Source organism: Tateyamaria sp., assembly GCF_059783535.1.
In genome coordinates, this window is sequence record NZ_JBYNDP010000031.1 from 26,469 (window position 1) to 33,205 (window position 6,737).

The window sequence follows — 6,737 nt, forward strand, 5'->3', positions numbered from 1 at the left end:
GACACACGCTGTGCGCTCAGGTGATGGCTTCCAGCTTCTCTTTGCTCAAATCACCCGGCACGACGGTCATCGGAATGGGCAGATTGCCTGCGTTTCGGCTCAGTTGCGTCACAAGGGGGCCAGGGCCCTTCTTGTCCGTACCGGCCCCCAACACCAACACCCCGATCTCCGGGTCGTCATGAACCTGTGCCATGATCTCGTCCACGGCTTGACCTTCGCGGATCACCAATTCAGGGTCGATCCCCTGCTTGTCGCGCATCCATTTGGCGAACACCTCGAAATGGGCGTGGATGCGCTCGCGGGCCTCCTCGCGCATGACATTGCCGACGCCGATCCAGTGATTGAACTCGTCCGGCGGGATCACCGACAGGATTGCAACGCCGCCGCCCGTGTGGCTGGCGCGCATCGCGGCAAAACGCATCGCGTTCAGGCACTCACGGCTGTCATCCAGCACCACCAGAAATTTGCGCATCCTGTCCTCCGCTCACGTTTCGGCACAATGGCCCAAGCCCTGCCTGTGCGCAATCCCGCCTGTGATCATGCGGCGCGGGCGTGGGCAAGCGCCTGTTCCAAGCGGTCATTGCCCCAGAACAAGACGCCATCCACGACAAAACTCGGTGCACCAAACAACCCGCGCTCAAGCGCCTCTTCGGTCGCACGACGCAGAAGGGCCTTGCCTTCCGGTGCGGTTGCCACGGTGATGACTACGGATGCATCCTCGCCAATCTCGTCCAGAATGGCGGCAATCTCGGCATCATCGGCAATAGCGCGATCCTCCGCAAAATTGGCGTGGTACACCGCGCGAACAAAGGCGCCAACCCACGGCTCATCCGCATGTGCCGCTGCAATGCGCGCGGCAAGCAGGCTGCCCCGCGGAAATGAGGATGGCTTGGCAAAGGGCAGGCCCAGATCGGAACAGCACCGCGCAATGTCCGTCCACATGTACGCGCCCTTTACCGGAAACATGTTGAACGGCGAATCCGTCATGCCCTGTGCGCCAAAGACTGGCCCAAGCAGAAAGGACCGCCAGACCAGCGGCACACCGGCATCCGCACAGGCATCTTCAATCCGGGCAGCACTCAGATAGCTGTAGGTGCTGGCAAATTCGAACCAGAACTCAAGCGGCTTAACCATGGCTTGCCGCCCAATCCCAATACATCTCGCGCACGCGGCGGGTGATAGGACCGATCTGATAAGATGTATCCTCGAACCCCGACACCGGCGTGACCTTCATCATGTTGCCGGATAGGAACACCTCGTCCGCGTCCTCGAAGTCTTCGAAGGTCAGGACCTTTTCGATGACCTCCATCCCATCGGCACGCATGTTGGACATGTGGCGGGCGCGGGTGATGCCCGACAGAAATGTACCGTTCGGGATGGGGGTAAAGACCGCGCCATCCTTGACCATGAACACGTTGGCCGTGGCGCTTTCCGCCACATTGCCCATCGCATCGGCGACCAGCGCGTTCTGGAACCCGCGCTTGCGCACCTCGGCCAGCATGCGGGCGTTGTTGGGATAGAGGCAGCCCGCCTTGGCGTTGACCACGTTGTCTTCAATCACAGGGCGGCGAAACCGGGTACGGCCCAAAGTGATCGACGTGGTTGGGACAGCCATCGGGATCGCTTCGAGGCAGATGGCAAATCCGGTGGCGTCCGATTTCGGTACGATTCCCGACGCGTCGCCGTCCAAACCCCAATACATGGGTCGGATGTAAACGGCATCGGACGGATCATAGGCTTTCAATCCCTCGTGGATCGCCTCCACGATATCCGCGCTTTCCATGGTTGGGGTCAGCATTAAGGCTTCGGCGGATCGGTTCACGCGGGCGCAATGCAGGTCCAGATCGGGCGCGCGGCCATCGAACCAGCGTGCGCCGTCAAAGACGGTGCTGCCGACCCAACTGCCATGATCGGCAGCGCGCATGATCGCCACATCTTCATCGTGCCACGCACCTTCATAAAATGTGCGGATCTTGGTGCCGGTTGCCATGTCTGTCCTCCCGTATTGCCGCGCAGGCTAGCAGAGGCAGGTCAAGGGTCCAGACCTTTTCACTTCGGCTCCTTGCGCAACTGGTACACACCTTCAGGCAGGTCCAGCGCAGCGGCCAGATCGCGCGCCTGTTCGGGGGACAGGGTGATCTTGACCACGCTGTCGGTGCGCGGGTCGTATTGTTCCACCGTGATCACCTCGGCGAAGGAGTTGATCACGACATCTTCCTGCAGGGGGGTGGCCCCATCATCCACAAGTGTGATGACCGTGGCGTCGAATTCATGCTCGATTGTAAACATGGGTTCAAACGTATGCCATGGGAGCAGAGTTGCAAAGAGGCACACGGCTGCGTGAACAGGGCTGGAAGCTGCGGGCGTGCGTGATAGTATCTGCCGCGTTTCGTACGAAAGGACCTCGCCTTGATCACGCGTCTCTTGGCCGCTTTGACAACCGTAGCTTTTGTGGCCGCCTGCGATGACGTGGTTGTCACGTCTGCTCCGACCGGCAACCCGGCGCCCGCCGTACGGGAAGTACCGGACGAGTTGGGGTCGCGACAGCAGTCCCTGCGCACCTTTGCAGAGGTCGTTCGGCGGATGGAACCTGTGGCGGAACGCGAGTGCCGGGCCCGGACACGAGATGTGAACTGCGATTTCAAGATCGTCGTGGATGATCGTCCGAACGCGCCTTCCAATGCGTTCCAGACGCTGGATGACAACGGGCGCCCGCTTCTTGTGTTCACAGAACGGTTGATCGACGACGCGCGGAATGCGGATGAACTGGCCTTTGTATTGGGGCACGAAGCGGCGCACCATGTGCGCGGGCATATCGCGCGTCAGCAGCAGAACGCAGCGGCAGGGGCCGTCATTTTCGGCGGTTTGGCCACAACGCTGACCGGCGGGGACGCAGGTGCAGTTGAGTCAGCGCAGCGGATCGGCGCACAGGTGGGTGCCCGCACCTATTCCAAGGATTTCGAGCTTGAGGCCGACGCGCTGGGCACGATCATCACGGCTGCTGGCGGGTATGATCCCGTCAAAGGGGCCCAATTCTTTAACCGTATCCCCGATCCCGGCGATCGCTTCCTTGGCACGCACCCGCCCAACGCGCAGCGCATCGAAATCGTGCGGCGAACAGCGGCCGGGCTCTAGGCGATTGTCCGATATCGCCGTCTGCGCAAGCGGATCAGGATGCCGACAATGGACATCGCCACCCAAAAAATCTGGATCAGTGCAGAGGCAAGGTTGAAGCTCGCCATCAGGCCCAGAAGAACGCAGCTTGCGGCAATCAGGTTGATGGTGAAGTACGTCAGGCAATCGCCGCTCAGGCAGCGGGTGGTCAACAGCCCGTAGTTGATCACATAAAGGGCAAACCCCAATATGCCGATGACCTCGTAAATGTGCATGGTCTCAAGCAAAGAATACGTCATGGGAAAATCCCCGGTTCAAAATGTCTTCAATCAATCAATACGACGTGGCTAGCACATGCGGACCCGTCTGTCGGGTCTGGGAAACCCGACCTTGAAGCAGCTTGGGCACATCCTGACGGACCGTGGGTCCAAATACGCTGTGTCGGGCTGCCCCGTCACATCGCGGGCCGATATTGACGCCGCACTCAAAGAACTCAAACGTGACCGCGCTTACGCCAAGGCGACCCACAACACCTGGGGCGCGGCTCTGTCTGAAGGCGGCCCGATCAAGGGCGACGATGGTGAGAGCGGCGCCGGAATGGTCATCCTGCGCATGCTCGAACGCGAAGGGCTGCAGGATCATCTCGTGGTGGTCACACGCTGGTATGGCGGCAAGCATCTGGGCGGTGATCGCTTCCGCCATGTGCAAAGCTGCGTGCGGGCCTATCTGGACCAGCTTTGATCTGGATCAAGGACCTTCCGCAACGCGCCCGTCAGGCTGGGGTCATCCAAGGATCTCGTCGAAAGGGACGCCCGATGACTGACGCCCGATTGAAGACCCACGCCGATCTTGTCGACCGCATGGCCGCCGCCCGCGGGGTCGACTTGCAAGAAGCCGCCCTGCGGGCGCATCTGACACCCTCCGACATCTCGGACATGGTGCTGCGTTGCGCGGGCTGCACCAAGCCAGATGTTTGTGAAAAATGGCTTAAAGTGCAACCGGGGCAAGTTTCCGAAACGCCGGATTTCTGTCGCAACGCCGAAGCTTTTGCTGACCTGGCGCGCCGCTCAGACTGACACGCCCAAAGCGACCGCACCAAAGAAACAGGCGGATGCCGCCAGCACAAAGCTGTGCCAGATGGCGTTCTGAAAGCGCAACGACTTCTGCGCATAAAACACCGTGCCCAAGGAATACAGACCTCCACCCACCACGATCAACGCGGTCGAGGCACCGGGCAGGTTCTGCCACATCGGCCAAATTAGCAACACGCTTGCCCAGCCCATTGCCAGGTACAGCGCCAGCGATCCGCGCGCATCCGTGGCCCAGAAGCTCAGCTTGGCCACGGCCCCAATCAGGGCCACCAGCCAGACAGCCGCCAACACCACATAAGAAAAAGCCGAGCCGATCAGGACAACCAGCGGCGTATAGGTGCCAGCAATCTTGAGGTAGATGGCGGCGTGATCAATCCGGTGAAACACCGGGCGCGACCGCTCCCACGGCAGCAGATGGTAAGCGGCGGACGCCACAAGGGCAAAGACCGCAAAGCCGGCATAAATGCTGGTCGCAGCAATCTGTGCCGCCCCTTGGGTCTGGGCGACATGGACCAACAGCATGGCACTTGCCGTGATCCCGGCCGTCAGACCAAGAATATGAACGGAAGCATCAGCAAGGGTTTCGCGAACGGAATATGGGTACGGCATTTGGGCAACCTGACCTGTGATCTGTTCACAGTCTAGGCACAAATCCTCACGATTCAGTTGACGTTGCTGCCGCCTGACGCCGCAGATGCCACCGGTAGATGAGCGGCGCCAGCACGTGATCATATGCCTTGGACGCCAGCCAATGTATGCCGGGCAGGGACACGATCCGCGCCAGCCAGCGATAGCGCGGCATCTCCTGCCACAGCACGATGAAAGCCGGAATGCCCGAATACATCTGCCCGTCCTTCAGCACATAAAGCCGTCGCGCGGCCTCGTCCCGGCTTAACCCCCATTCCGCCATCTCGGCTCGGTTCAGATCCTCGAACCGAATGGTCAGGGCCTGTGCATCACTATACGTGGCATAGTGGCTGATCTCGAAATTGCAGACCGGGCAGTTGGCATTGTACAGAACGCGGGTGTCATCACTCATGCGCCAAAGATAGTCATCCAAACACCCGCGCCCACAGACAAAGCGCCGCACTCACCGCGGTTTGTTCCCATCAATCCAGCGCGACATCATCACCTTGTCCTTAAAGCACTCCGCCGGGATCTGGCGGCGCTTCAGGCGGGCGATGCGTTCGGCAAACTGCACTTGTTTGGCACTGGGATAAGCCGAAAACCGACCGCCGGGGGCTTTGGGCTTGGCCTGATCGATCCACGCCGACAATCCTGCCCGGTCGCGGAACAAGGCTGCAGGTAGGGCGTGACCCGTCTTTGCCGCCAAAGTGCGGGCATAGGCAATCTGCTTCTCCGTGGCAGGTTGCGTCTCAAGAGGCAGGGCCGTCTGCACCGGCTCGAACAGGCCGGGAAGGGTGGGATGGATTGACATATCTGTTCTCCTCGCTTTCGCTAGGTGGAGAACAAATATAGAACATACGTAAAATTTTACAAGTCTGGCAGGGCGCACGGCACGTGCGCCTTACGTATACGGGGTCTCGGTAAGGCGCATCCCGATGCGCCAGCGCGGGGTGAGACGGGCGGAGGACACCTCCGCCTTACGCATAGAATGTAAGGCGGATCTTGATCCGCCCTAGACCAGCTTGCCCCATAGGTCGTAGTCACCAGCCTCGTCCACCTCGACGGTAACGATATCGCCGGGGGTCAGGTCCTCGAACGCTTCGTCGATGAACAGGTTGCCGTCGATCTCGGGCGCATCAGCCTTGGTCCGGCAGGTGGCCGCTTCTTCGTCCACTTCGTCGACGATCACGTCCATGCGTTGACTCACCTTTGCGGCCAGCTTGGCTTCGGAGATGGCGGCAGCCTTCTCCATGAACCGCTCCCACCGCTCTTGCTTCAGCTCCGGGGCCACGTGATCGGGCAGCGCGTTCGACCGCGCGCCTTCCACATTTTCGTATTGAAAACAGCCCACGCGATCCAGTTGCGCCTCATCCATCCAGTCGAGAAGAGTCTGGAATTCCTCCTCCGTCTCACCGGGATAACCGACGATGAATGTGGACCGCAGCGTGATCTCGGGACAGATCGACCGCCATTCCGCGATCCGGTCCAGCGTGCGTTCTGCTGCAGCAGGCCGCGCCATCCGGCGTAGCGTGTCCGTGTGGGCATGCTGGAACGGAATGTCGAGATAGGGCAGGATCAACCCCTCCGCCATCAGCGGGATCAGATCGCGCACATGGGGGTAGGGATAGACATAGTGCAACCGCACCCACGCCCCCAGCGACCCAAGATCGCGGGCGAGGTTGGTGATATGGGCGCGGTGTCCGCGATCTTCGGCATGTTTGATGTCCACGCCATAGGCCGACGTATCCTGAGAGATAACCAGGAGTTCCTTCACCCCGGCCTCAACCAGCTTTTCGGCTTCGCGCACAACGGCATGAGCCGGGCGGGATGCAAGGCGTCCACGCATGTCGGGGATGATGCAGAACTTGCACTTGTGGTTACAGCCCTCAGAAATCTTGAGGTAGC

General features: G+C 60.5%; 12 protein-coding genes. 3 read left to right on the top strand and 9 right to left on the bottom strand.

From position 1 onward, the window contains the following. Nucleotides 1–16 precede the first annotated feature (16 nt). The 4 genes from AC6RA8_RS08495 to AC6RA8_RS08510 all read right to left on the bottom strand — a co-directional run bounded on the left by AC6RA8_RS08495 (nt 17) and on the right by AC6RA8_RS08510 (nt 2,289). On the bottom strand, nt 17–472 hold the full coding sequence (locus AC6RA8_RS08495) for a universal stress protein (RefSeq protein WP_500352000.1): 456 nt from the start codon (nt 470–472) through the stop codon (nt 17–19). 65 nt (nt 473–537) lie between these two features. After that, entirely contained in the window at nt 538–1,134 is a 597-nt protein-coding gene (locus AC6RA8_RS08500) for a 2-hydroxychromene-2-carboxylate isomerase (protein ID WP_500352002.1), read from the bottom strand. After that, a complete protein-coding gene (locus AC6RA8_RS08505; RefSeq protein WP_500352003.1) occupies nt 1,127–1,990 on the bottom strand; it encodes a branched-chain amino acid aminotransferase in 864 nt (287 codons plus the stop codon). Before AC6RA8_RS08505 ends, AC6RA8_RS08500 begins: the two co-directional genes overlap by 8 nt. Before the next feature lie 59 nt (nt 1,991–2,049). Further along, nucleotides 2,050–2,289 (bottom strand): DUF8831 family protein, encoded by a 240-nt coding sequence (locus AC6RA8_RS08510; protein ID WP_500352005.1) that lies wholly within the window; start codon nt 2,287–2,289, stop codon nt 2,050–2,052. Between the two features lie 123 nt (nt 2,290–2,412). Between AC6RA8_RS08510 and AC6RA8_RS08515 the strand changes: the two genes are divergently transcribed. Next, nucleotides 2,413–3,135 carry a M48 family metallopeptidase gene (locus AC6RA8_RS08515; protein WP_500352016.1) on the top strand — a complete coding sequence of 241 codons (723 nt, stop codon included), beginning with the start codon at nt 2,413–2,415 and terminating at the stop codon, nt 3,133–3,135. On the opposite strand, the gene AC6RA8_RS08520 is transcribed toward AC6RA8_RS08515, so the two are convergent. Continuing rightward, a complete protein-coding gene (locus tag AC6RA8_RS08520) occupies nt 3,132–3,413 on the bottom strand; it encodes a CBU_0592 family membrane protein (RefSeq protein ID WP_500352006.1) in 282 nt (93 codons plus the stop codon). The two genes, AC6RA8_RS08515 and AC6RA8_RS08520, sit on opposite strands and share 4 nt — an antisense overlap. 55 nt (nt 3,414–3,468) lie before the next feature. On the opposite strand from AC6RA8_RS08520, the gene AC6RA8_RS08525 reads away from it, so the two are divergent. Together AC6RA8_RS08525 and AC6RA8_RS08530 are read left to right on the top strand one after the other, a co-directional pair. Continuing rightward, on the top strand, nt 3,469–3,855 hold the full coding sequence (locus tag AC6RA8_RS08525; RefSeq protein ID WP_500352008.1) for a YigZ family protein: 387 nt from the start codon (nt 3,469–3,471) through the stop codon (nt 3,853–3,855). A 74-nt stretch (nt 3,856–3,929) separates the two neighbouring features. Further along, nucleotides 3,930–4,190, top strand: coding sequence for a DUF6455 family protein (locus AC6RA8_RS08530; protein ID WP_500352010.1), 261 nt, complete (start codon nt 3,930–3,932; stop codon nt 4,188–4,190). On the opposite strand, the gene trhA is transcribed toward AC6RA8_RS08530, so the two are convergent. The 4 genes from trhA to rimO form a co-directional block, all read right to left on the bottom strand. Beyond that, nucleotides 4,182–4,814 (bottom strand): PAQR family membrane homeostasis protein TrhA, encoded by a 633-nt coding sequence (gene trhA, locus AC6RA8_RS08535; protein ID WP_500352011.1) that lies wholly within the window; start codon nt 4,812–4,814, stop codon nt 4,182–4,184. The genes AC6RA8_RS08530 and trhA overlap by 9 nt on opposite strands. A 46-nt stretch (nt 4,815–4,860) precedes the next feature. Next, nucleotides 4,861–5,244 (bottom strand): thiol-disulfide oxidoreductase DCC family protein, encoded by a 384-nt coding sequence (locus AC6RA8_RS08540; protein ID WP_500352012.1) that lies wholly within the window; start codon nt 5,242–5,244, stop codon nt 4,861–4,863. Between the two features lie 51 nt (nt 5,245–5,295). Then, nucleotides 5,296–5,643 (bottom strand): hypothetical protein, encoded by a 348-nt coding sequence (locus tag AC6RA8_RS08545; protein WP_500352014.1) that lies wholly within the window; start codon nt 5,641–5,643, stop codon nt 5,296–5,298. Between the two features lie 201 nt (nt 5,644–5,844). Continuing rightward, nucleotides 5,845–6,737 (bottom strand): 30S ribosomal protein S12 methylthiotransferase RimO (rimO, locus tag AC6RA8_RS08550; RefSeq protein ID WP_500352015.1); only part of this gene is annotated, 893 nt, incomplete at its 5' end.

Excerpts from the sequence above, each read along its gene's own strand:
- AC6RA8_RS08495 (WP_500352000.1), bottom strand. The coding sequence starts at position 472 with ATGCGCAAATTTCTGGTGGTGCTGGATGACAGCCGTGAGTGCCTGAAC.
- AC6RA8_RS08500 (WP_500352002.1), bottom strand. The coding sequence starts at position 1,134 with ATGGTTAAGCCGCTTGAGTTCTGGTTCGAATTTGCCAGCACCTACAGC.
- AC6RA8_RS08505 (WP_500352003.1), bottom strand. The coding sequence starts at position 1,990 with ATGGCAACCGGCACCAAGATCCGCACATTTTATGAAGGTGCGTGGCAC.
- AC6RA8_RS08510 (WP_500352005.1), bottom strand. The coding sequence starts at position 2,289 with ATGTTTACAATCGAGCATGAATTCGACGCCACGGTCATCACACTTGTG.
- AC6RA8_RS08520 (WP_500352006.1), bottom strand. The coding sequence starts at position 3,413 with ATGACGTATTCTTTGCTTGAGACCATGCACATTTACGAGGTCATCGGC.
- AC6RA8_RS08525 (WP_500352008.1), top strand. The coding sequence starts at position 3,469 with ATGCGGACCCGTCTGTCGGGTCTGGGAAACCCGACCTTGAAGCAGCTT.
- AC6RA8_RS08530 (WP_500352010.1), top strand. The coding sequence starts at position 3,930 with ATGACTGACGCCCGATTGAAGACCCACGCCGATCTTGTCGACCGCATG.
- trhA (WP_500352011.1), bottom strand. The coding sequence starts at position 4,814 with ATGCCGTACCCATATTCCGTTCGCGAAACCCTTGCTGATGCTTCCGTT.
- AC6RA8_RS08540 (WP_500352012.1), bottom strand. The coding sequence starts at position 5,244 with ATGAGTGATGACACCCGCGTTCTGTACAATGCCAACTGCCCGGTCTGC.
- AC6RA8_RS08545 (WP_500352014.1), bottom strand. The coding sequence starts at position 5,643 with ATGTCAATCCATCCCACCCTTCCCGGCCTGTTCGAGCCGGTGCAGACG.